Genomic DNA, 22,838 nt, shown 5'->3' with positions numbered 1-22,838 from the left:
GTTTATCTTTTTGGTCATTTTGTGCGAAAGTATAGAGATGGTGTGTTAACAAAGAATATGAAATACAGATTTTTGCTGGCTTCTAGTGTTCTAATTCTATCCCTGAATGTGTTTGCCTCACCCGCTTTATCACAAACAAATACGAAATGTGAACAGCATCAAGAAATTTTTACATTTCAAGTTCCCAATTATGCCATTAAATTTCATCAGGGAGGAGCAATCCTAAATATCAAAGTCGCTTACCGTCTAACTCCAGAAGCGATATCTCAAAATGCTTACCCTGATTTTGTACCAATTAGAAAGGATATTGATCAGTTTCTTACTAATTACCCAAATGATGGAGATTTTTGGGAAATTATTAATAAAAAGCTAGTTCAATTTCTCTTAGATAAATATCCACAGATGGCTTCTTTGAGTGTTGAATTGGGTGTTTTTCCTACCCCAGGAGAGCCTTTCCCCCGTTCCAGTATTGTCTACAGCACTCGTCCCCAAAGCTGTCCTCTCAGTTTTTATCCACAACTATAAAAAAAGCAATAAAATGATAATAAGCTGTTACGCAGCTAAATTTAATAATTTGTAGCCTAAAGTCCTTGGAATAAGGCTTTGGGGCAAAAAAAGTAAATCCGTAACAGCTTATCATTTGCCCAATTATTTTAACACTGCTTTAATTCAGATAATAAAACTACAATTTCATCTATTGCTGTTCTCATGACTTTCCCCGGTTGTTCAGATTGATTTACCATAATACTAAAAACCAAGGGTTCATAATCGGGTGCGTTCATATATCCAGATAGAGTAGAAATTCCTGTCATTGAACCTGTTTTTGCTTGCACTATTCCCGCAGCCGCAGTATTAAGAAACCGATTTTTTAGACTACCTTTGACACCAGAAATAGGTAAAGAAGCCCGAAAAACTGCTGCTTGAGGTGATTTATCAATTCCTTGTAAAAGTTGTACCAACGCTGCTGGAGTCGTTAAATTTTTCCGAGATAAACCAGAACCATCTACAATGACATAACCTGCTGGTGCAACTCCTAATTGAGTTAAAGTTTCTCTGACAACTTGTAATCCGACATCAGCCGTATTTTGATTTTTTTCTTCTGGTTTCTTAATAGCTAAACTTCTGAGTAAAGCCTCAGCATATAAATTATTACTATTCACATTTGTCTCTAGTAATAATTCCGATAAAGGTGGAGATTCTACTGCGGCTATTTCTTTTTCTTGTTTATTTTGACTAAGATTTTTAATTACAGTTTCTTTAACAGTGATTCCCTGTCTAGATAAATTTTGGCGAAATTGTCTGATAAAATTAGCAACTGGATCAAATACGGCTAAACCTGTAATCTCTGGCTGGGAATTTATAGCCAATTGTCCTTTGATTCGCAGAATTTGTCCTTTTAAGTCACGATTTACTTCTACAAAACTGGGTTTATCGGCTTCAGTAGTGACGGAATTATTTTCGATTTTCCACCGATATGCTTCTGTTGGTTCTGTCCATTTTAATTTTAATGGTTCTCCAATAGTTTGTGGTAAAAAAGTTAATACAGTAGCATTTTCATTGAGAATAAAACTATTAATTGGTGCGCCATAATCAGCTTGAATGTCTTCCCATTCCCAACTAGGATTAACTACTTCACCTTGAAAATAACTATCATCAGCAATTAATTGATTAATTTGCCGAATTTCCTGTTGATATAGTTGTTTTGATAATATTGTTAACTGAGCATTTTTGAAACTCGGATCTCCCCTTCCCACTACACGCAAAACACCATTACCATCATCATAAATAGAAGTACGAATCCGAAAATCTGCTCCTAATTGTTGTAATGCTGCTGCGGTAGTAAATAGCTTCATATTAGAAGCAGGAATAAAATATTTTTGGCTATCTTGACTATAAAGAATCTTTTCTGATGATAATGGTTTAATTAAAATCCCCCAACGGACTCGACTAAATTGAGGATGATTGATAATAGTATTAATAGCAGATGATAATTGAGCAGGACAAATTGATTTTATATTCGTAACTTCTGGAACTGGTGTTTGTGCCTTAGCTATTTTTTGAATACTACCAATATTAATAGAAACAAATAGTAATATCAAGCTGAAATAATTCTTTTTTGACATATTACCAACTTGGTTTAGCTAGATTTTTAAACTTTGTAAATTGTGGATCAAATAATAGTTTAATTGTTCCTGTTGGTCCATTCCGATGTTTAGCGATTATTACTTCGGCAATTCCTCTATCTGGAGTATCTGGTGAATAATATTCATCACGGTATAACATCATAACTATATCCGCATCTTGTTCAATTGAACCCGATTCTCTCAAATCAGATAACATTGGCCGTTTATTAGTTCTTGCTTCTACTCCGCGACTTAACTGTGATAAGGCAATTATGGGTACAGATAATTCTCTCGCTAAACCTTTTAAAGAACGGGTAATTCTCGATAATTCTTGGACACGATTATCACTACTACCTTCCATTAATTGCAAGTAATCAATTACTATTAATCCTAAGTCTTTAGTTTGTTCGGCTTGCAATCGTCGCGCTTGACTTCGCATTTGTGTGACTGTAATATTTGCCGTATCATCAATAAAAATCGGCGTGTCGGAGAGTTTATCAATGGCACGGCTTAAAGGTTCCCATTGGGTTTGACTAATCCGTCCACTTCTTAAATAACTACTTTCAATTCCGGCTTCACTAGCTAATAGTCTTTGTACTAGTTGTTCTTTGGACATTTCTAAACTAAAAACTGCAACTGCTAATTGATAACCGGCTGCAATGTTATGAGCTAGGTTAAGACAAAAGGCGGTATTGTGAACACAAATATCATTAGCAATAAAGTTGTGTGTTTCAGGAATTGTCAAATCATAAACTTGTTTGTTACCAACTGATTCAATAGAAATAATTTCATCCCAATATACATCACTATTTGCTAATTGCTGAAGTGGTAAATTATCTAAAGCAGTGGCTAAAATCCATAATCTTTCCCGTTTTAATGCCCGCTTGCCGACATGAATATTTGTATAGCTTTTAATCCCAGCCCGTTTTGCTAAACTACTCCAAGTTTCGCTACCTTTAGCGGCTGCTATCTGTTCCCAAATTTCTATAGGTATTAAGTCACGATTGGTTTGATATCTTTTTTGAGATATTGCTGCTGTAACTTTTGCTAATGCTGCTTCTTTGCCAAAAATGCCAATTTCTGCAATGAAGTTTTTGATAGATAAAGCATCAGTAATATCTAATTGCCATGCTGGTCTACGGGTATCATTATATTTCACAGACCGCTTTTTCAAAGCAGCAATAATCCCAAATCTTAATAACAGATGTTGAATTTGTCTTGCTAGTTTTTCGCTGACTGTACAATAACCTAATTGTGATTGACCACTATTAAGTACAGTAGCCCAACCATCAGTGGCAAAGAGACGATTTAGAAACAATGATAATTGTGATTTTTCTAATTTAAAGACAATATTTGGGACGGTTTTAGTATCACTCTTTTCAAGAGAATCAGCTAATAATTTGACTTCACACTCGCGGATAGTTTCTGTTCCAAACACATCTATTTTACGAGGGATGGCAATCTTATTTCCCACTTGCAGATTTTCTAATCTTTGCCAACCTTTAATAGTTAAAAATGGGTGAGTAATTGTGGTTTCAATTGCCCGACCTAAGCGAGTTGTGATGCGGAAAACTGGTTTAATTCCATCATCTACAAATGCAGATGGTTGGGTAAAGGTAAATTTCCAATCATCATTTAATGTTAATAATGAACCTTGCCGTTGCTGATATAATTCTTCAATTGTGGCAATTTGTCCATCTGCTAAAACGATTTCTGAATCATAACTGAGACATTTTCCCATTGATGGCCTCCCAGCGACGATAATTAAATCAGAACGCTGAAAACCGCTAGTCATGGCATCTAAATCATAAAAACCACAAGGTATTCCCGGTAATGCAATCCCTTGATGACGAGTTTCAATATCTTGAAAAGTATTAATTAAAGTGTCACCAATATGAACTAATCCTGATTGGGTTTTTTGTTGGGTGACGTTAAAAACTTTTTGTTCGGCATTGTCCAGAACAATTGGTAATTCTGTTTCTGTTTCAAAACCAAGATGGACAATTTCATTCCCAGCTTTGATTAATTGCCGACGCAGGTATTTTTCCATGACTAACCCTGCTAAGGCATCAATATTGACTGCGGAAACTGTCCGGTCTACTAATGTTGCTAGTTTGTTTCTGCCGCCAATTTGGGTTAATTGATCGTTGTCTGTTAACCAACTGGTGATGGAAAGTAGGTCTGTGGGTTTTTGCTGGGTATGGAGACGGAGGGCGGCTTGATAGATGGTTGTATGGGCGCTAATATAAAATGCTTCGGGAACTAGGCGATCGCTCACTCGACCAATTGCCTCTGGATCTAGGAGAATACCTCCTAGAATCGCTTCTTCTGCTTCGATGTTTTGAGGTGGGACGCGATTACTACCATCACCTTGAAAACTTAGTTCTTCAGCCATAGAATTTTAAATTTTAGCGATTTTGGATTTTTACCTAATCATCCAAAACCGATAGGAAAATATTGATAACCACAGATATATCATCTGTGGTGATTAATTAATTGACATACTCACCCACCTGAAGGTGCGGTGATTATTGACACTTCGCCAGAACCCGCCACAAGTGGTCTTATCGTCCCTCCATGTCCGTTTAAAGTCTCCCAATGCCCTATGGCGACTATGACCAAATTTTAACATAAAGCCGTCCTTCCAGGACGGGGCTTGTGTCCCGTCTTTTCGGTCACCGTTAGTTAGAGACGACTTCAATGTTAATTACTGCTGTTACTTCAGAATGGAGTTTAATTTCAGCTTTGTAAGTACCCAATTGGCTAATATCGGGAATAGTGATCCCACGACGATCTATTTCTAGACTAGCTACTGCTTGAATTGCATCTGCAACATCTTGAGTAGTAACAGTTCCGAAAATAGCCTCATTTTCACCAACTTGCTTGGCAATTTTTAAACCAGCAATATTTTCTAAAGCTGTTTTTTGCTCAGTTGCTTGTTGTTTGAGTTCTAATTGTCTTTGATATTCTTTCTCACGTCTGCGTTCTACTTGTTTAAGTAATCCGGGTGTAGCACGAGCGGCTAAACTCTGAGGGATGAGGTAGTTACGAGCATAACCGGGAGCTACTTCTACCAAATCGCCGAGTTTTCCCAGCTTGGTAACATCTTTTGTTAAAACTAATTGCACACGTTTCGCCATTGTTTTTCGCTTTTCTTGGTAAAATCTTAGTTATTTGGGTGTCGCAGGGTGGCTCATAAAAGTGTAGCTTGATCCTCAGCGACTTTTAACGTACCCACAGCCTCGACATTGTAGCGAAATTTGGGGAGCGATCGCAACTCTAAATGCTAGAAATTTAAAAAAAGCAATATTTTCATAGATACAGGAAAGCGTAAGCTAACGCTTGCAATCTTGCAATTAACTAAATAGGTCTATTCTCTCGTCCATGATATATACGTAAAATAATCACATCATCCTCAAGAATAACGTAGTGAATTATGAATCCATACTTACCAAAAGCAACTATAAGCTTTCGTAACCCTACTATTTCATCTACAATCGCACCGCGACGAGGATTTTGTTGTAGACTTCCCCCTGAAGAAACAATTGCTTGTACTGCGCGGACTGCTGCATCAGCATTACTAAGTGCTATAAAATCATAATGACGATTTAAGTCATTCGTAGCAGTTTCTGTCCAAACTATCTCAGACATTATTATTATGAATTGTTAAACTATTTGCCCATTTTTGGACTTGTTCATGTTTGACTCCTGAACCTGTACGACGGTAGGTTTCTAAAGCAGATTTGCTTTCTTCAATCATGTCTTTTTTATTAAGAGGCTGAAAATTTAATTCTGTATCTATCTCACCATACTCAAGTGATTCTGTTGCTAAATTTTGTGCTTCTTGAGCTAATTCTGTAGCTAAAAATTGAATGGCTTTGATTTTTTCTTGGTGAGATAATTTTTGTAGTGAGGGTAAAATTTCTGTTAATGTCATAGAAATCATGGGTAAAGCTATTTACATTATACTGTTATCTGAGTCTGTTTTCCATAGATATAGCTTAGGAATGTGAATTAAATAAGGTGCAAAAGTAGGGTGTGTTAGCGACAGCGTAACGCACCATTCCAGGTTACATCAGAATTGCAGGTTATTAAATTTGCGTTCCTTACCATTCGTGCAGCATGACACAGGCATAGACTGTCTATTTACACTATAATCGAATTATTTAACCCATTTACTCAGAGTAATTCCCAAAAACTGTTCTAATTGAGTGAAAAAGGAAATATTCAAAAAAAATCTCTCCGTCACTTCCAAAATCGCTCATTTAACAAAGCATCTATATTACTAGGAAATGGACAAACATCAGAAAAATAAACATCAGGATAACCATCTCTCACATTTTCTAAAGCCATTTGATAGCTTTTGTCCAGAACTTCTAAAACAAAACCTTTCAAACTCGGTGAATCTTCTAATTCAATTTGTAACCGTTGCCGAAAATTCCTGATTTCAATTTCCCAACCCCGATAACAGTCCGACATTGGTACATAACACCGCTTTAATAAATGTTCTAATAAACGCACCAGAAAACTCCGCACTGTTTTGCGCTGACTTTTACCCAAAGATTCTACCTCTTCAATTAAATTATCCCAATCTAAATGCTCATTATCTCGTGCTTTTAACTTACTAACGGTATCCTCAACCCAAAGATAAAAATCTTGATCGTAGAGATTTTTTACCGATGTTTTATTCATAAAGTTTATTTACTGCTGGCTTGACTCTCTTAACATATTGATAAGAATTATCTTCATTCTATCGCTAATTTTTAATATATAGGAATCCGGCTTGATTCCTGATAGCAAAGCGTGGCGTTAGCCATATTTTCTTACGTAGGAAGGCAAGAGGCAAGAGAAGAGGATTCGAGAATATAAAGGTGTACCGAGTTCCGTTCAAAAATCAAATAGGAGTCCTATAGTTATCGTTCGGATGTAATACAATCGGGGATGGGGTTTCCCCAACCCTAAGTAATTAGACAAAAATATTTACAGTCATTGCGAAGGAAGGGAGGCAATCACAACCCTTGGAATTGCTTCATTTCACTTCGTTCCATATGGCTAACGCCACGCAACGCTTACGCAATGACATTATGTAATTAATTCTTTCTCACTACTTAGACAAATTATCAAAATAATTAAAAATTATCCTTCATTCCCCGAATTCGGGCAAAGGTTTGGATACCATCATCACTCTTTGCTGTTACTTGTAGAGATGGTTCTTCCCAACGTAAAAAAGGATTGGTGAGTTTTTCGACTCCTAAAATTGATGGAACTGTCGGTTCTAATTTATCCCGTTGAGCTTTAACATCTTGGTAGCGTTTTTGTAAATCTGCATTTTCAGCATCTACAGTTACAGCAAACCGCAAATTGCTTAAAGTGTATTCGTGGGCGCACCAAACGCGAGTATGATCAGGTAAAGCCCGGAGTTTACTTAAAGAATCTACCATTTGCCCTGGTGTACCTTCAAATAAACGCCCGCAACCTCCCGCAAACAATGTATCACCACAGAACAATTCTCCAGGCTCTCCTGGACTTGCTGGGGGGAAATAGTAAGCAATATGAGCGCGAGTATGTCCAGGTACAAAGAATATATTAGCAGTGCGATCGCTAAATTGGATGCGATCGCCTTCTTGCAAAAATACCTGCTGTCCCGGAATCCTCCCCCTGTCTTCCGCACCTCCATAAACTTTCACGTCAGGAAATGTCTTCATTAATTGTGTATTCCCACCCACATGATCACCATGATGATGGGTATTAAAAATTGCCACTAACTGAGCATTAATTTTTCTCAATTCATCTAGAACTGGTTGTGCTTCCGCCGGATCAACAACAGCCGCAATATTCCGCACTGGATCATGCAGTAAAAATATATAATTGTCAGCAAGTACCGGTAAACGAATGATTTGCATTAGCTTTTCCCATTGGTAATTGGTAATTGGTAATTGGTAATTGGTAATTGGTAATTGGTAATTGGTAATTGGTAATTGGTAATTGGTAATTGGTAATTGGTAATTGGTAATAAGATATCTATTTTCATCCTGTTAATCATTAAATCCTGGACATCCTGATTCAGACAATGTATTTTTTCATCCTGTTAATCATTAAATCCTGGATATCCTGATTCAGACAATATATTTTTTCATCCTGTTAATCATTAAATCCTGGATATCCTGATTCAGACAATGTATTTTTTCATCCTGTTAATCATTAAATCCTGGATATCCTGATTCAGACAATGTATTTTTTCATCCTGTTAATCATTAAATCCTGGATATCCTGATTCAGACAATGTATTTTTTCATCCTGTTAATCATTAAATCCTGGACATCCTGATTCAGACAATATGTTTAATTAATGTAGGGGCGCAGGGCCTGCGCCCTCTATTGTCTTATATCTAAGACCAAGAATCTAAATCTAAAGATTGCATTCCTTCCCTCTTAACATAATCGAGTAAGCCTCCCAACTGCCGCCAAACAAAGAAGCACGTTAATAGACTCAGTGGTAAACCTATACTTAAAGCCATTCCCGTAGGAAAACCAAATATCTCGAAACCAGAACAAAGAAATAAGCAAGAACCACCAGTAATACCAATAAATGGCACTAACAATTGTTTATAAAAAGAACGGGTATTAGTCTTTTCCTTAGGAGATTTATCTTGTGGCCATTGCTGGACAATTACCTTTAATGTCCCAGATAAAGCTAACCCAGAAGTTAAAGCCGTGAAAAAACCAACTAATAGTAAAAAGTAAGGCGGTTGCAGAGGGTAATAGTACATTCAAACTCCTGGTTGTTATTAAAATTCGTTTTTATTTGGTAACAGATTATTTAGCTAAAATAGCTGCTACACCTTCTTTCGAGAACTCGGTCAAGAGGCTAATGGCGACATTAAGTAAACGATTTGGTGGTAAATCATCCTTGACCAAATCCCACAGACGTTGGACTTCTTCTGTGTGCAAACGGTCATCTTCAGTGATAGCTAAAACCAACTGACGACGGAGAAATTTACCCTCTTCGGAAAGGATGAATTCTAAACCCATTTTCGCCGTTGGTAAAACATCGAAATTACTATCAGTGCGAGCAATCGTAATCAGATTTTCTAACCTTTGCCACTGAAATTTACCATCTTTGAACAACACATTCAATAGCCGTCGCCGTAATGCTGGAGATTCCCCAGTTAATAACCGCCGAGCGATATAGGGATAACCCACTTCCACAATTTTGAAATTAGGGTTAAGACTGAGGGCAATCCCTTCTTGTGTCACCAAAGAACGAATAATCAAAGCAAACTTTGCTGGCACACGGAAAGGATATTCATACATCAATTCCGAGAACTCATCGGTAATGGTTTTGAAGTTGAAATCTTGGACATTTTTACCAATAGCATTTCCTAATACCGCTTCTAATGCCGGCACAATAGGGGCAATATTAGTGTTCGCTGCCAAAAAGCCCAATTTGACAAAATCTGCCGCTAAATCAGCGTAATCCTTATTTACCAAATGTACTAAAGCATCAACTAAACTTTCCTTAGTGGTTTCCTCTAATTGATCCATCATGCCAAAGTCAATGTAAGCCATGCGACCATCGGGCATAGCGAACAAATTTCCCGGATGAGGATCGGCATGAAAAAAACCATGCTCTAATAGTTGTTGTAAACCAGTAGTTACACCTATTTGAATGATGGCTTCTGGATCTAAACCGACAGATTGAATATTCTCAGTATCTGTGAGTTTAAAACCGTTGATCCATTCTAGGGTTAAAACATGAGTGCTGGTATAATTCCAGTAAATACAGGGAATTTTTACCTGGGGGTCATCACGGAAGTTATGGGCAAATTTTTCCGCATTGCGACCTTCATTGATGTAATCAATTTCCTCAAATAGCTTTGTGCCAAACTCGTCCACAATTAAAGTTAAATCGTGACCGAGATTCAGGGGTAGCCAGGGGGCAAGCCAACTGGCAACCCAACGCATGAGATACAGGTCTTTTATCAGTAACGGGCGGAGGTTAGGGCGTTGTACTTTGACTGCCACTTCCTCGCCACTGAGTAACCGACCCCGGTAGACTTGACCCAAACTAGCTGCTGCTACGGGTTGAGGGGAAAGTTCCCGAAAGATTTCGCCAATTGAGCGATTTAATTCTATTTCAATAATCTGATATGCCAGATCATTATCAAAAGGTGGTAACTGGTCTTGTAACTTGATTAGTTCTGCTAAGAAGTCTTTGCGGATTAAGTCGGGACGAGTCGAGAGGGCTTGACCGACTTTAATAAATGTCGGACCCAGATTGGTGAGTAGAGTTCGCAACTGGGTAGCGCGTTTCCCCTGATTTTCCTCTACCTGGTCAAGCCATTCGTCCCATTTGAGACTGAATATAAATCCGGCAAAAGACCAGATTATTCTCAGTAGTCGTCCCCAGGCTAACCAAGGACGGTAACGAAAGTAACGAGCGATCGCTCCGCTCGCCCAGGGCAGTGCCTCTGGATTATACTGCTTTAATTCATCAGATTGATACTGACCCACGCCTTTATTTGCCTCTTCAACAGGGAATTTTACATCGTCGCTTTAATCCTGAATGCTAACTTAGTTGTTGGCACAAGAAAATGGTACTTTTTAGTTTAGAAAGAAACTTTAACCGGATCTAGGCGCAATAGGTGAAGAAATAAGCCTATCTAGCTAGATTTATTTATCTTTTTCTTAATTATACTTTATAAAAGTACAAACTTTTTGTGTGTATTTAGGGTATTTTATATTTTCTTAATGACTCATGCAAATTCGTGATCTTAGGCATTTGCATGATAATCTTACAGAACAAGGCGATCGGGAAGCGCTGCTGCAAGTAGATCGCTCTGCCTTTAATCTAAAATAGTACGAAAGCAAAAAAACTCAGTACGAAGACCAATATTTTCTCTAATGACAGCATATATGCTATCATAGCCACATGGCGATTAAAATTGTGGTAGATACAAGCGTTTTTATTAGTGCGCTCATTGGATCAAAAGGTTCTAGTCGGGAACTAATTCGACGCTGTTTGAAAGGAGAATATCAGCCTTTGATGGGAAATGCTTTATTTTTAGAGTATGAATCAGTCATGCAGCGAGAAGAAATTATCAGCCAATGTTCTCTAACTAACACAGAAATTTATACTTTACTTGCATCATTTATAAATGTCAGTCAATGGATATCAATTTACTACTTATGGCGACCTAATTTAAAAGATGAAGCTGACAACCATTTAATTGAATTAGCGGTTGCTGGTAATGCTCAAATTATTGTCACCAAAAATGTTAAAGACTTCCAAAATGCTGAACTCGTATTTCCTAACTTATCAATATTAAGACCGGAAGAAATTATTAGGAGTTAAACAAAAAATGGCTACTTTAACTATTCGCTTACCCAACGAAAAACACATCCGATTAAAAGAACTGGCGCAAACTAGAGGTATAAGTGTAAATAAACTCATTGAAGAACTTTCTACTATAGCTCTAGCTGAATTTGATGCCTGTACTCGATTTAAAGCAATGGCTGTAACGGGAAACCCAGAAGCAGGTTTAAGAATACTGGATAAACTTGATAATCTTACAGAACAAGGCGATCGGGAAGCGCTGCTGCAAGCAGATCGCTCTGCCCTTAATCTAAAATAGGCAATGAAGGGCGGGGAAACCCCGCTGACAGGTGTAGGTTTTTTACATTCTGGTGAGGGCAAGACTTGGCCGACAAGGTGGACAAGGTGACAAGGGAGTTAGAGATAGGAAAACCCTACAGGATTATGTTTTTTGGCAACAATAAGTAATTGGACAAAAATATTTACAGTCATTGCGAGCGAAGGGAAGCAATCACAACCCTTGGAATTGCTTCATTTCACTTGATTCCATATGGCTAACGCCACGCTGCGCTAACGCAATAACATTGTGTAATTAATTCTGTCTCACTACTTAACACACCGTTAAAAGACTATTGTGCGTATAAAATCTTCCTTGTCTACGTTCCCTCCAAGTCTTCCCAGTCTTGCCTTCACAGACAATATTAAAAACCTACCCTTGTGAGGGTTTCCCCGCCCCTACTGGCTTGGGGATAAAAAACTGTACCTTATAACGGATTGATCTAAAACTATAAAAATTAAATGGCATTTCGCCACAGTCGTCTCAAATATTTGGTATCAGTAGGTTAACAAAATTTGGAATTTAAGATTTTTTCCTACTGAATTTAACTTCCATAATTGGTTAGCAATGGTATCATTCGAGTATTACAAAAAGTAAAGGGCGATTTTACTATGACCAAAGCACCTGTTGCTCCTGTGGTGCTAGTCATTCTAGATGGATGGGGCTACTGTGAGGAAACGCGAGGAAACGCGATTGCCGCTGCCAAAACTCCGATTATGGACAGTTTATGGGCAGTCTATCCCCACACCCTCATTCGCACATCAGGAAAAGCCGTAGGGTTGCCAGAAGGTCAAATGGGCAACTCGGAAGTTGGTCATTTGAACATTGGCGCTGGTCGAGTCGTACCCCAAGAATTGGTACGGATCTCAGATGCTGTAGAAGACGGTTCTTTAGCCGCAAACCCAGCCCTTGTCAAAATTTGCCAGGAAGTCCGTTCTGCTAATGGCAAGTTACATCTAGTGGGGCTTTGTTCTGATGGGGGGGTGCATTCCCATATTACCCATCTATTTGGATTACTTGACTTAGCTAAGGAACAGCAACTTTCACAAGTTTGTATTCACGCCATTACTGACGGTCGTGACACCAAACCGACAGATGCTATCAAAGTCATCCAGCAGTTGGAAGACTATATAGATCATGTTGGCATCGGTGAAATCACTACTATTAGTGGTCGTTTTTATGCAATGGATCGTGATAACCGTTGGGATCGAGTTCAACACGCCTACGATGTAATAACAACAGATAATGCGGGCAATGGACTCACGGCTGTAGAGGTATTGCAAGCAGCTTACGCGAAAGGTGTAACCGATGAGTTTGTTCTCCCAGTCCGGTTGCAACCGGGCGCGGTAGAATCTGGTGATGGGGTAATATTTTTCAATTTCCGCCCCGACCGCGCTAGAGAACTAACTCAAGCCTTTGTTAGTCAAACTTTTAACGGTTTTGAAAGACAGCCAATTCAACCACTTTCTTTTGTAACTTTTACCCAGTATGATCCAGAATTGCCAGTTTCTGTGGCTTTCGCACCGCAAAATCTGAGTAATATTCTGGGTGAAGTTATCGCTAATCGCGGGTTAAAACAGTTTAGAACGGCTGAAACTGAAAAATACGCTCATGTTACTTATTTCTTTAATGGGGGACTAGAAGATCCCTGTGAGGGGGAAGATCGGGAATTAGTCAGTAGTCCAATGGTGAATACTTATGATCAAACCCCGGCGATGTCAGCACAAGCTGTGACAGATGTGGCGATCGCTGCCATCAGAAAGGGTATCTATTCCCTAGTTGTAATGAACTATGCTAACCCAGACATGGTAGGGCATACAGGACAAATTCCAGCGACAGTCACAGCTATTGAAGCAGTAGATAAATGTTTAGGTCGTCTAATTGATGCTATTGGTAAAGCAGGTGGTACAGCAATTATTACTGCTGATCATGGCAATGCTGAGTATATGCTAGATGAAGGCGGTCATCCTTGGACAGCCCATACTACTAACCCAGTTCCTTTAATTTTGGTAGAAGGCGAAAAAGCCAAAATACCCGGATATGGAACAAATGTGGAATTAAGAAATGATGGCAAATTAGCCGATATTGCCCCGACTATTCTGGATATTTTACAAATATCCCAACCACAAGAAATGACAGGGCGATCATTACTTAAAGCCGCAGAATATGATTTACAACTAACTCGTACTCCTGTGCAAATAGGGTTGTAAAATCGTAAAATGGTAGGGGTAAAGCAAGAGCTTCATTGGTGTCAACTTAACGTAAAACCCACAGCCCGACTGGGAATGATAGCGTAGCGTGGCGTTAGCCATATTCCCAGTCTAATAGCAAAAGTCATCTTTTGATGACTGAATAACCGGAAAATTTTTAAATTCTTTAGTAAACTTCAGTTTACTTTGGCTATGAGACCGGAACTTAAGTAAAACCTTTAATCCGCCTGGGAATGAATTCCCAGTCTCATAGCGAAAGTCATCTAAAGATGACTAAGGAAACCAAAAATTCTTTAGTAAACTTCAGTTTACTTTGGCTATGAAACCGGAACTTAAGTTCCAGGCGGGTTTGGAAGCTAAACAAATAAGCTATTTGTAGCCTAAGTTGACACCAATGAGCATTGCTAAATCCCTCCAAAATTGATAACTTCTGATAACCAACATTTCTAATATGGCAATTACTAACATTATTCAAGGCATTTGGGCATTTTCTGCTCTCAGTTTGATTATTCTCGTTTTGTTACATAGTCCTAAAGGTGATGGCATTGGGGCTATTGGTGGACAAGCACAATTATTTAGCAGTACCAAAAGTGCCGAAAATACTTTAAATCGAGTTACTTGGGCATTAGTTGTAGTTTTTATGGGTTTAACTGTGGTTTTAAGTGCTAATTGGTTGCCCAAATAATCGAAACTGAAAATGGGAAAAATCACCCAAAATCAAAACTTTTGGCGAAGATTAATAGTTCGACACTTCGACAAGCTCAGTGCATCGCTTCGCTCACTACAAGCAGCAGTTCTGACTTTAGCATTAAGTACAGGACTGCTGGTTGTTTTGACTAACTTTCAAGTAAATGCTGGTGTGAGGGAACAGGAAAGAAACTCCCAATTTATCCAAAAAAACTATCCTTTACCACCGACTCTGGCACAATGGCAAGATAAAACGAATAGTGGAGATTATTTTGATCAAATTAAATCTACGAAAGTTGGTTATTTAATTTGGTCACGGTTTCCGGTGAAAGTGAAGATAGAAACACCAACTGATATTAATGAAAAACAATCGCAAATATGGGTTAATAGTGTTTCTCAAGCAGTTCAAGAATGGAGTATTTATTTACCTTTGCAGATAGTGGAAAAATCGGCTATTGCTGATATTACAATCTCTCGCAAAGCACCACCTTTGCAACGTGAACCTAATGGTAAGATACTGCGATCGCGTTCGGCTTTAACGACTTATGATTTATATACTGAAAATAATATTTTATCTCACCGATTTACGATTCTGCTGAGTCCTAGTCAAACTGGTGAATATGTACTATCAGCAGCACGTCATGAACTTGGTCATGCTTTAGGTATCTGGGGTCATAGTCTTCTAAATACTGATACGATGTATTTTTCTCAAGTTCGCAAACCGCCGTTTATTTCTGTCAGAGATGTAAATACTTTAAAACAGGTTTATGAACAATCTACAAGTTTGGGACAGAATTGAGTTTATCTCACGCAAAGACGCAGAGGCGCAAAGGTAAGATTTTAAGATGAAGGCAACCAGTTTTTATCTAAAATCTGATCTAAGGTGTAAGGACAGATTTCTGGTAAGTTGGTTAGTTTGGTTTTGGCTTTAACATAATCTAAGGCATTACTATAAATGATATTGATATTTTCTGCTAAATGATTGCGTAAGTTAGTGGTTAATTCTTCGTTAATTTGATTACGAAAACTAATAATTTCCGCTGCCCAATGGTTAGCATTTCTAGGCTTTTCTATATGCCAATTTTGATAAAGTAATAAGTGTCTAATAATCTGTTCTAATAAATTTCTCACTCGTCTTTTTTCGGTTTTCGCCAATTCTTCTAACTCTTCTATTAAGTGATCATAGTCAATATCTCCCAATTGACGAGATTTGAGGTTTTTAATTGTCTCCTCTAGCCATTGTGAGTAATTAGACTCATATAGTTTGTTGATCTCAATAGCTGTTTTCATTATTTGCTGACTTAGCTTAAGGCTTGATTAGTTGCGCTTATACAACTGGGCTGGTTCTTCCTCGTCGGTTTCATGATAACAAATTTTCTGGTCGGTGTCAATAGCTTTGACTCTATTATTGCGAGGCTGTGGAAATTACAAGTGAATTTGATTTTCGACAGCCTCATGATTTGATTACACTCGACGTAGGTTCATGAGTTCTTGAGGAGATGCAAGCATATCAATGGCTACGAAGAAGATTTTTCCATCGGGATTGATTAAAAACCGCCAGGAAATGTTCATTCCAACTGTGACACCAAACCAAGGAGTTTGTACTACTCCTGTGACTTTCAGTTGTTTAGAACCGTCTGGTTGAACTTCGCAGATACCTTGTTGTGGCATCATGTTTAGTCCTTGTGCTTCTTCGCGCATATATTTAGCGATCGCTTCCCGGCCAATAATTGGCTTTTGGAATGGTGGTTGTAGCGCACCGTCGGTAGTGAATAGTGCGATCGCATCATCAAATTTATCTGCATTCATGGCTTCAATGTAGCCTAAGACCGCAGGTTCTGTAATACCGTCAATTTTAACGGAGGAAATAACTGGACTTGTCCGTTGGAAAGCAGGTTCTGTAGCTGCTTTAGGATAACTGCTAGGACCAAGATCAGAAGTATCAAATCCCATATCTACTACGGTATTCCGCAATACGGTGATTTGCTGACCTTGATCAAGTTTTTGTGTGGCTTCTAATACAAATTTTACACCGGGAGACATTTGATAACCAACGGGGACAGGAGTGATGATTCCCTGTTTCATCAATTCTCCTAACTCGAACCAGAAAGCGAGTTTGGTGTTGACGCTAAAGAAACCATAGGAACGGCTAATAGGAGTATCAGCACGGCTGGCTAAATCCCGCATGACTTTTGTTTGATCTTCACGAGACATTTGCTTAATTTGGGTAAGCAAACTTTCTGCTAGTTGCAAGCGGGCTACTCCAGGTGCAGCAGGAGTAATTGTTTTACCCATTTCAGTATAAGCATACCAAAGATAAGCTAATTGATCATCAACGTTAAGTTGATCAAATAACGCTATTGTTGCGGGAATAGGACTAGGAAGTTGAGTATTAGAAAAAATAGTTTGAGCGGACTGGATAGTTAAAGCCACAATCGGAATCTCCAAGATTATGTGTTAATTAGTCGCTATGAAGACATCAGCTAAAAATGTTTATGATGAACTTATGTCTTATGGAAAATAATGTAATGAAAATCTTAATTTTTGTAAATAATAGAAATTACGAATTGACAAAATAGGTAATTAATGGTAGAGAATTTATTTTCACGCAGAGGCGCAGAGAGGAATTTAGGAGCTAAATTGTGTTGATTAATGAAGGTTATCGTTTAATTAGACCCATTAGTAAGGGGGGATTGTATCAGACTTTTTTGGCTGTAGATGAAAGTCAATTTCCGCCAATTCCTTGTGTTGTTTATCAAGTTTCATCTCAATATCAATCGCTGGAAATTTTTCAATTTCAGGTACAGACATTAATGGAATTAGGTAAACATCCACAAATTCCTACTTTAATCACACATTTTACAGAAAATGAATATTACTATTTAATTCAAGAATTTATTGATGGTGATAATTTAGCTAGTTTATTAGCAAAGCAAGGTGGTTTTCATGAAACTCAGATTTGGCAAATTTTAAAAAGCTTATTACCAGTGATCAGGTTTATTCATGATCATCAAGTTATTCATGGAAATATTCAACCAGAAAATATTATTTTGCGGACTAAAAATCAAAGTCGAGATTTATTAGATGATTTGGTTTTAGGAGATTTTGCGAATATGAAGTTTGCCAATATTAATAAAGATAAAGATAATTTAGTTGGTAGTCCAGAATATATTTCCCCAGAACAAGCACAAGGTAAAGCAGTTTTCGCAAGTGATCTTTATAGTTTAGGTGTAACTTGTATTTATTTACTTACTCAAATTTCTCCTTTTGAACTATTTGATATGACTAATAATAGCTGGGTATGGCGAGATTATCTCACTGATCAAATTAGTGAACATTTAGGACAAACCCTTGATAAATTGGTAAAATATAATTTACAAGAACGTTGGCAATCAGCAGATCAACTTATCTATAATTTGGGTATCAAAGATAATTATTTGCCTTTATCATCTCTAAATAAAAGTCATTTATGGCAACTTGCTGATACTCTAGAAAATCAAATTAACAGTTCTATTAATACTGTGGCATTAAGTCATGATGGCAAAATATTAGCTAGTGGTGAAGATAATAAAAGTATTAAATTATGGAATTTAAGCAATCAGCAATTAATGGGGAACTTTCCCGGACATAGTCAATCTATAACAGCAGTCATTTTTAATGATAATGATACAGTTTTAGCTACGGCTAGTAATGATCAAATTATCAATTTGTGGGATGTGAAGACATTAGCAAAAATTCATAGTTTGACTGGACATTCTCATGCTGTTAAATCCCTAGCATTTCATCCTTGTGGGCAAATTTTAGCTAGTGGCAGTTGGGATAAAACTATTAAAATCTGGGATGTAAATACAGGTTTAGCACTGAATACTTTAACGGGGCATAAATTACAAGTAAATGCTGTAGCTTTTAGTCCCCAAGGGCAGCTTTTGGCTAGTGCTAGTTATGATCGCACAGTTCGGGTCTGGAAATTAGAAGACGGAAATTTTCACTTATTAACAACTCTTTCTGGTCATACTTGGGCAGTGTTGACAGTGGCTTTTAGTCCCACTCATCCTAATTTGTTGGCGACTGGTAGCGGTGATAATACAATTAAATTATGGGATGTTAGCACTGGTGAATTAATTAGCACACTTTCAGGTCATTCTTGGTCAGTGGTGGCTGTAGTTTTTAGTGCTGATGGAGAAACGCTGATTAGTGGCAGTTGGGATAAAACGGTGAAAATTTGGCAAATCAGCACAAAATCAGAAATTGCTAGTCTTGTCGGTCATACAGACTCGGTATCTAGCGTTGTTATGAGGGATGATGGGGGATTGATTATCAGTGGTAGTAAGGACAAGACAATCAAATTGTGGCGAAGATGATGGGGGACTGGTGACTGGGGACTGGTGATAGGTGATAATTTTACTTAATTACCCATGACCAATCACCAATTACCCACTACCAATTACCAATTTAAAACAATCAGGCGCTACCTGTGAAGGCAACCTCTGGAAATTTCAACTGTGCTTCTGCCATTGGGCGTTTTCTGCCTTCTTCTTGCCAGTAGTTAATCACTTCTGTGGCTTTGTTAAGCAACTCTACCCGGTCAACATCTGTGATCCAGTGTTTGGATTCTAACTCTTTTTTTAGCTCTTCCCAGGCATCATTTCTGGGCCAAAAAAAGTATTTGGTTAAGGGACTAGAACCTTTACCGACAACCTGATCTACTGCTAGGGCGACGTTTTCGTCTAACCAGAGAATTTTCAAAATGAACTTGGTCAATTACACCTCCGGGGAATATCCGGGTTTTACTTACTAAGTTTGCGACCCCTTATTTTAACTCAATGTTTGAATAATTGACCATTTGTGGTGGCAATTAGTTTTACAGCAATTTTCGTTCTCGTGAAATATAATGGGGGCGCAGTCCCTGCTTTTTACAGCAATTTTCGTTCTCGTGAAATATAATGGAGGGCGCAGGCCCTGCGCCCCTACGGGTTTTTCTGTATTCTGCTATATGATTAATTTTGTTGCATATCACGTCAGAGTTAGATGATTAAACTAATTGGTATTTTTCTGAGTCTGTTGCTGGTTTTTGGCTGGAATACACCAGTTATGGCAGAATCTCAACCTATTACCGCTCAGGAGTTGCAAGTAGGGGATGAATTGGCGAGTAAGGCTTTTGCAGCTACGAATCAGGGTGATTTTGTGACAGCGGAAGCTTATTGGACAGAAATTATTGAAAAATTTCCGACTAATGCGGGTGCATGGAGTAATCGGGGTAATTCTCGTGTCAGCCAGAATAAGTTACAAGCCGCATTGATGGATTATAACAAGGCTGTAGAACTTGCGCCTACTGTAACAGATCCTTATTTGAATCGGGGGACGGCGTTGGAAGGTTTGGGAAGATGGGAGGAGGCGATCGCTGACTATAATCGTGTATTAGAATTAGATCCTCAAGATGCTATGGCTTATAATAATCGTGGTAATGCTAAAACAGGTTTAGGGAAATGGCAAGAAGCGATTTTAGATTTCCAAAAAGCCACAGAAATTAACCCAAATTTTGCCTTTGCTAGAGCTAATTATGCCCTAGCTTTATATGAAACTAATCAATCAGATAAAGCTATCCGCGAGATGCGGAATATAGTCCGTAAATATCCTCGATTTGCTGATATGCGTGCCGCTTTAACAGCCGCTTATTGGGTGAGGGGAAATAAGGGAGAGGCAGAAAGTAATTGGGTGGCTGCTTATGGACTAGATACCCGTTATAAGGATATGAATTGGGTAACGAATATCCGTCGCTGGCCACCAAGTATGGTAGCAGCTTTGAATAGATTTTTGAAATTACAATAAATTGAACGGGGAACTGGGAACATAAAAATCAGTTGTGTATTAATTGTGTCCCATTACTTAGCCAATTATTGAAGGTGGCGTTACCTAATTAACGCACTTTTCAATTTCCACAAAATTAAACTTATAGCCATTTTCCTGCATTTTCTTTTCTTTGGTGACTTTCCCAAAATCGGCAAATTCAGGAAAGTATATGTCTCCCACAAAATTACCTTCAACAATAGTTAAATAAAGTTTATCGGCAAATTTGATTGCTTCAGTATAAATCTGTCCACCACCAGCGATAAATATTTCTTCTGTTTCACTCATTTCCGCCCATGCAATTGCTTCTGTTAATGAATGCAACACGACACAACCAAAGGCTTGAAAATTGGTGTCTCTGGTGAGAACAATAGTTGTACAATCGGGAAATGGTTTACTCATGGTAGAATAACTTTTGCGTCCAATAATTACAGGATGTCTTCTGATCATTTGCCGGTAATAAATTTCATCACTGGGAATATTCCAGGGATTACCAGCACGAATATGTTTTCTGGCTGAGTTTGCTAAAATTCGATTTTCAGAAATGGCAGCAATGAGACTAATTAACGGCATAAATTGATAATATTCTGGTTTTTTCAGAGAAGGTAATTGTAAGAATTTACGATACCGTAAACTATGGGTAAATGATATAAAAAGTTGAAATCAAAAATATGGATAACACTAGAATGGGCGCATTCTCTACCACTAAACTGGGCGCATTCTCTACCACCAAACTGGGCGCATTCTCTACCACCAAACTGGGCGCATTCTCTACCACCAAACTGGGCGCATTCTCTACCACCAAACTGGGCGCATTCTCTACCACCAAACTGGGCGCAGGCCCTGCGCCCCTACTTCCTGATTCCTCATATTATTCTTCGACGCGATAACCTAGTTCTGCTAGACGCACCCGTGAATGTCGCCATTTGGGTTGGACTTTAACGAATAATTCTAGATAAACTTTCCCAGCAATTAGTTTTTGAATTTGTTGTCTAGCTTCACTACCAATAGCTTTGAGCATTGTTCCACCTTTACCAATGAGAATGCCTTTTTGAGAATCTCTCTCAACATGGATCGTGGCGAGAACACGGGTAATTTTTGGAGCTTCTTCAACTAAATCAATGCCTATGGCTACGGAGTGGGGAACTTCTTGACGGGTTAATAATAATATTTGTTCTCGAATTAATTCACCCATGATAAACCGTTCTGGCTGGTCTGTTACTAAATCGGGTGGATAATAAAATGGACCTGGTTCGAGATGACTAATTAATAAATCTTGGAGTTGCAATAATCCCGCGCCGGTTTTAGCAGAAAATTTCACACTTTGCCATTGATAGGTATCGGCTAATTGAATATAACTATCATCTATTTTTTGGGCATCTTCTGGTTGTTGATCAATTTTATTAATCCCCAGAATTACAGGTGTTTGAGTATTAATTAGTAGTTCTGCCACATAGCGATCGCCTGGACCACAAGCAACTGTACCATCAACCACAAATAATATCACATCTACCGAGTCAATGGCAATTTTCGCATTTTTTACCAACACTTCCCCTAATTGATGATGAGGTTTATGAATACCGGGCGTATCCACAAAAATCAACTGGGCTGTTTCCGTAGTTAAAATCCCCTTTAGGCGATTTCGAGTAGTTTGGGACACGGGGGAAGTAATAGCTATTTTTTGCCCAACTAATTCATTCATCAAAGTGGATTTACCCACATTAGTTCTGCCGATAATGCCAATAAAACCTGATTTAAATCCAGCCGGTGCTTGGGGAATCATGACCCCACCGAAATCAGTAAAAATATTATTATCAATATCAGATACTTGTGATTCTACTTGCATTTTTTACAGTTATGATTAATAGATTATTTTGAGCTTTGAGGGAAATTCTCTTTCAATTTAGGGGATTGCATAATGACGGTATAAATTATGTTTCGCGCAAAGATACAAAGGAGCAAAGACGCAAAGTTTGAAATTGTGATAGCTGGCGTGGCGTAGCCATATTTTCTATTCTCATATTTCAATTCACTAAGGACTAAATTAGAGATACATTAATTATTGCATATTTATGGAAATAATAAAAAGCATAAAGCCAAATTTTACTGTCCTCATAGAGGAGTCGTTGAGAAGCCCAGACTCACCTGTTCGCGTAAGCGTGACCAAGGCATAAGGTAGTGTATTAGCCCTGAAATTCATTTCAGAGTGGGTCTGTCAGCCAAAGAAATAAGCTATCTGTAGCTTAAGTTGACACCATTAAGCTTTTGCTAAACCCCTTGTATCATAATAAGGAGAGAAAAGAGGTAGGGGGGTAGGGG

Annotated in this window: 23 protein-coding genes; 8 read left to right on the top strand and 15 right to left on the bottom strand. The window is 38.2% G+C overall.

The annotated features are described in order from the left end of the window. Nucleotides 1-57 precede the first annotated feature (57 nt). Complete coding sequence (locus AN486_RS16350; protein WP_290601577.1) at nt 58-525, top strand: hypothetical protein; 468 nt, start codon at nt 58-60, stop codon at nt 523-525. Between the two features lie 128 nt (nt 526-653). Here the strand turns inward: AN486_RS16350 and dacB are convergent, their stop codons facing one another. The 10 genes from dacB to AN486_RS16300 form a co-directional block, all read right to left on the bottom strand. Continuing rightward, nucleotides 654-2,123, bottom strand: a complete 1,470-nt coding sequence (gene dacB, locus AN486_RS16345; protein ID WP_290601575.1) for a D-alanyl-D-alanine carboxypeptidase/D-alanyl-D-alanine-endopeptidase — start codon at nt 2,121-2,123, stop codon at nt 654-656. Between the two features lies 1 nt (nt 2,124). Next, nucleotides 2,125-4,518: a replicative DNA helicase gene (gene dnaB, locus AN486_RS16340; RefSeq protein ID WP_290601573.1), complete on the bottom strand. Its 2,394-nt coding sequence runs from the start codon at nt 4,516-4,518 to the stop codon at nt 2,125-2,127. Nucleotides 4,519-4,804: 286 nt separating this feature from the next. Then, a complete protein-coding gene (rplI, locus tag AN486_RS16335) occupies nt 4,805-5,263 on the bottom strand; it encodes a 50S ribosomal protein L9 (protein ID WP_015079125.1) in 459 nt (152 codons plus the stop codon). Between the two features lie 220 nt (nt 5,264-5,483). After that, entirely contained in the window at nt 5,484-5,774 is a 291-nt protein-coding gene (locus AN486_RS16330; RefSeq protein ID WP_053537591.1) for a type II toxin-antitoxin system RelE/ParE family toxin, read from the bottom strand. Continuing rightward, nucleotides 5,767-6,060 (bottom strand): hypothetical protein, encoded by a 294-nt coding sequence (locus AN486_RS16325; protein ID WP_233455383.1) that lies wholly within the window; start codon nt 6,058-6,060, stop codon nt 5,767-5,769. Before AN486_RS16325 ends, AN486_RS16330 begins: the two co-directional genes overlap by 8 nt. Before the next feature lie 308 nt (nt 6,061-6,368). Continuing rightward, complete coding sequence (locus AN486_RS16320; RefSeq protein ID WP_053537592.1) at nt 6,369-6,815, bottom strand: DUF29 domain-containing protein; 447 nt, start codon at nt 6,813-6,815, stop codon at nt 6,369-6,371. Nucleotides 6,816-7,252: 437 nt separating this feature from the next. Further along, nucleotides 7,253-8,026, bottom strand: coding sequence for a hydroxyacylglutathione hydrolase (gene gloB / locus AN486_RS16315; RefSeq protein ID WP_290601567.1), 774 nt, complete (start codon nt 8,024-8,026; stop codon nt 7,253-7,255). Then, a complete protein-coding gene (locus AN486_RS16310; protein ID WP_290601565.1) occupies nt 8,026-8,154 on the bottom strand; it encodes a hypothetical protein in 129 nt (42 codons plus the stop codon). The genes gloB and AN486_RS16310 overlap by 1 nt, the downstream gene beginning before the upstream one ends. A gap of 357 nt (nt 8,155-8,511) precedes the next feature. Further along, nucleotides 8,512-8,892: a hypothetical protein gene (locus AN486_RS16305; RefSeq protein WP_027403515.1), complete on the bottom strand. Its 381-nt coding sequence runs from the start codon at nt 8,890-8,892 to the stop codon at nt 8,512-8,514. Nucleotides 8,893-8,938: 46 nt separating this feature from the next. Beyond that, complete coding sequence (locus tag AN486_RS16300; protein WP_290601563.1) at nt 8,939-10,636, bottom strand: AarF/ABC1/UbiB kinase family protein; 1,698 nt, start codon at nt 10,634-10,636, stop codon at nt 8,939-8,941. Nucleotides 10,637-11,054: 418 nt separating this feature from the next. Between AN486_RS16300 and AN486_RS16295 the strand changes: the two genes are divergently transcribed. The 5 genes from AN486_RS16295 to AN486_RS16275 all read left to right on the top strand — a co-directional run bounded on the left by AN486_RS16295 (nt 11,055) and on the right by AN486_RS16275 (nt 15,471). Beyond that, nucleotides 11,055-11,477 (top strand): putative toxin-antitoxin system toxin component, PIN family, encoded by a 423-nt coding sequence (locus AN486_RS16295; protein WP_039205040.1) that lies wholly within the window; start codon nt 11,055-11,057, stop codon nt 11,475-11,477. Between the two features lie 7 nt (nt 11,478-11,484). Then, nucleotides 11,485-11,757, top strand: coding sequence for a toxin-antitoxin system HicB family antitoxin (locus AN486_RS16290; RefSeq protein WP_052150102.1), 273 nt, complete (start codon nt 11,485-11,487; stop codon nt 11,755-11,757). 629 nt (nt 11,758-12,386) lie between these two features. Next, nucleotides 12,387-13,985 carry a 2,3-bisphosphoglycerate-independent phosphoglycerate mutase gene (gene gpmI, locus AN486_RS16285; protein ID WP_039205041.1) on the top strand — a complete coding sequence of 533 codons (1,599 nt, stop codon included), beginning with the start codon at nt 12,387-12,389 and terminating at the stop codon, nt 13,983-13,985. Between the two features lie 451 nt (nt 13,986-14,436). Beyond that, entirely contained in the window at nt 14,437-14,670 is a 234-nt protein-coding gene (secG, locus tag AN486_RS16280; RefSeq protein WP_027403518.1) for a preprotein translocase subunit SecG, read from the top strand. Nucleotides 14,671-14,682: 12 nt separating this feature from the next. Continuing rightward, the gene (locus tag AN486_RS16275) at nt 14,683-15,471 is read left to right on the top strand and encodes a peptidase (RefSeq protein WP_290601558.1); all 789 of its coding nucleotides are present in this window, start codon (nt 14,683-14,685) and stop codon (nt 15,469-15,471) included. Nucleotides 15,472-15,512: 41 nt separating this feature from the next. Here AN486_RS16275 and AN486_RS16270 read toward each other — a convergent pair whose 3' ends face one another. Both AN486_RS16270 and AN486_RS16265 read right to left on the bottom strand, forming a co-directional pair. After that, nucleotides 15,513-15,962, bottom strand: coding sequence for a DUF29 domain-containing protein (locus tag AN486_RS16270; RefSeq protein ID WP_053537597.1), 450 nt, complete (start codon nt 15,960-15,962; stop codon nt 15,513-15,515). 174 nt (nt 15,963-16,136) lie between these two features. Further along, nucleotides 16,137-17,105: an orange carotenoid protein N-terminal domain-containing protein gene (locus tag AN486_RS16265; protein WP_039205045.1), complete on the bottom strand. Its 969-nt coding sequence runs from the start codon at nt 17,103-17,105 to the stop codon at nt 16,137-16,139. A gap of 209 nt (nt 17,106-17,314) precedes the next feature. Here AN486_RS16265 and AN486_RS16260 point away from each other — a divergent pair, with 209 nt between their 5' ends. After that, nucleotides 17,315-19,033 carry a WD40 repeat domain-containing serine/threonine-protein kinase gene (locus AN486_RS16260; protein ID WP_290601555.1) on the top strand — a complete coding sequence of 573 codons (1,719 nt, stop codon included), beginning with the start codon at nt 17,315-17,317 and terminating at the stop codon, nt 19,031-19,033. 100 nt (nt 19,034-19,133) lie between these two features. On the opposite strand, the gene AN486_RS16255 is transcribed toward AN486_RS16260, so the two are convergent. Further along, entirely contained in the window at nt 19,134-19,433 is a 300-nt protein-coding gene (locus AN486_RS16255; RefSeq protein ID WP_015079494.1) for a 30S ribosomal protein PSRP-3, read from the bottom strand. A gap of 267 nt (nt 19,434-19,700) precedes the next feature. Between AN486_RS16255 and AN486_RS16250 the strand changes: the two genes are divergently transcribed. Next, complete coding sequence (locus AN486_RS16250; RefSeq protein WP_190384344.1) at nt 19,701-20,501, top strand: tetratricopeptide repeat protein; 801 nt, start codon at nt 19,701-19,703, stop codon at nt 20,499-20,501. Nucleotides 20,502-20,585: 84 nt separating this feature from the next. Here the strand turns inward: AN486_RS16250 and AN486_RS16245 are convergent, their stop codons facing one another. Together AN486_RS16245 and era are read right to left on the bottom strand one after the other, a co-directional pair. Then, nucleotides 20,586-21,092: a dihydrofolate reductase gene (locus tag AN486_RS16245; protein ID WP_168635191.1), complete on the bottom strand. Its 507-nt coding sequence runs from the start codon at nt 21,090-21,092 to the stop codon at nt 20,586-20,588. Between the two features lie 298 nt (nt 21,093-21,390). Next, nucleotides 21,391-22,365: a GTPase Era gene (gene era / locus AN486_RS16240; RefSeq protein WP_039202571.1), complete on the bottom strand. Its 975-nt coding sequence runs from the start codon at nt 22,363-22,365 to the stop codon at nt 21,391-21,393. Nucleotides 22,366-22,838: the final 473 nt, after the last annotated feature.

The sequence above is a fragment of the Anabaena sp. AL93 genome, assembly GCF_001672085.1.
GTDB classification, from domain to species: domain Bacteria; phylum Cyanobacteriota; class Cyanobacteriia; order Cyanobacteriales; family Nostocaceae; genus Dolichospermum; species Dolichospermum heterosporum.
Note: the sequence above shows the minus strand (reverse complement) of the source record. Positions and strands in the feature narration are given on the sequence as shown.

Excerpts from the sequence above, each read along its gene's own strand:
- AN486_RS16350 (WP_290601577.1), top strand. The coding sequence starts at position 58 with ATGAAATACAGATTTTTGCTGGCTTCTAGTGTTCTAATTCTATCCCTG.
- dacB (WP_290601575.1), bottom strand. The coding sequence starts at position 2,123 with ATGTCAAAAAAGAATTATTTCAGCTTGATATTACTATTTGTTTCTATT.
- dnaB (WP_290601573.1), bottom strand. The coding sequence starts at position 4,518 with ATGGCTGAAGAACTAAGTTTTCAAGGTGATGGTAGTAATCGCGTCCCA.
- rplI (WP_015079125.1), bottom strand. The coding sequence starts at position 5,263 with ATGGCGAAACGTGTGCAATTAGTTTTAACAAAAGATGTTACCAAGCTG.
- AN486_RS16330 (WP_053537591.1), bottom strand. The coding sequence starts at position 5,774 with ATGTCTGAGATAGTTTGGACAGAAACTGCTACGAATGACTTAAATCGT.
- AN486_RS16325 (WP_233455383.1), bottom strand. The coding sequence starts at position 6,060 with ATGACATTAACAGAAATTTTACCCTCACTACAAAAATTATCTCACCAA.
- AN486_RS16320 (WP_053537592.1), bottom strand. The coding sequence starts at position 6,815 with ATGAATAAAACATCGGTAAAAAATCTCTACGATCAAGATTTTTATCTT.
- gloB (WP_290601567.1), bottom strand. The coding sequence starts at position 8,026 with ATGCAAATCATTCGTTTACCGGTACTTGCTGACAATTATATATTTTTA.
- AN486_RS16310 (WP_290601565.1), bottom strand. The coding sequence starts at position 8,154 with ATGAAAATAGATATCTTATTACCAATTACCAATTACCAATTACCAATT.
- AN486_RS16305 (WP_027403515.1), bottom strand. The coding sequence starts at position 8,892 with ATGTACTATTACCCTCTGCAACCGCCTTACTTTTTACTATTAGTTGGT.
- AN486_RS16295 (WP_039205040.1), top strand. The coding sequence starts at position 11,055 with ATGGCGATTAAAATTGTGGTAGATACAAGCGTTTTTATTAGTGCGCTC.
- AN486_RS16290 (WP_052150102.1), top strand. The coding sequence starts at position 11,485 with ATGGCTACTTTAACTATTCGCTTACCCAACGAAAAACACATCCGATTA.
- gpmI (WP_039205041.1), top strand. The coding sequence starts at position 12,387 with ATGACCAAAGCACCTGTTGCTCCTGTGGTGCTAGTCATTCTAGATGGA.
- secG (WP_027403518.1), top strand. The coding sequence starts at position 14,437 with ATGGCAATTACTAACATTATTCAAGGCATTTGGGCATTTTCTGCTCTC.
- AN486_RS16275 (WP_290601558.1), top strand. The coding sequence starts at position 14,683 with ATGGGAAAAATCACCCAAAATCAAAACTTTTGGCGAAGATTAATAGTT.
- AN486_RS16270 (WP_053537597.1), bottom strand. The coding sequence starts at position 15,962 with ATGAAAACAGCTATTGAGATCAACAAACTATATGAGTCTAATTACTCA.
- AN486_RS16250 (WP_190384344.1), top strand. The coding sequence starts at position 19,701 with ATGATTAAACTAATTGGTATTTTTCTGAGTCTGTTGCTGGTTTTTGGC.
- AN486_RS16245 (WP_168635191.1), bottom strand. The coding sequence starts at position 21,092 with ATGCCGTTAATTAGTCTCATTGCTGCCATTTCTGAAAATCGAATTTTA.
- era (WP_039202571.1), bottom strand. The coding sequence starts at position 22,365 with ATGCAAGTAGAATCACAAGTATCTGATATTGATAATAATATTTTTACT.